1 protein-coding gene is annotated in these 203 nt (G+C 47.8%); it reads left to right on the top strand.

The genetic code is table 11. The features are described 5' to 3' along the window. Positions 1-203: zinc ribbon domain-containing protein (locus JIG41_RS16025; protein ID WP_199525082.1), on the top strand; the 203-nt coding region annotated here is incomplete at both ends.

Genomic DNA, 203 nt, shown 5'->3' with positions numbered 1-203 from the left:
GCCAAACAAAAGGCTGGGCTAAACAAGTCTATTTTAAACGTTGGCTGGCACATCATAGAGATTTACACCAAATACAAGGCCTACCAAGCAGGAAAAGCCGTCTTCAAAATACCCGCCCCGCATACCAGTCAGGAGTGCGCTGAATGCGATCACACTCACCCCGACAACCGTAAATCACAAGAGCTATTTGTGTGCGGTAACTG

This window comes from Pseudoalteromonas sp. bablab_jr011 (assembly GCF_016464045.1).
GTDB lineage: Bacteria > Pseudomonadota > Gammaproteobacteria > Enterobacterales > Alteromonadaceae > Pseudoalteromonas > Pseudoalteromonas lipolytica.
This window is presented reverse-complemented; position numbering and strand designations above follow the sequence as displayed.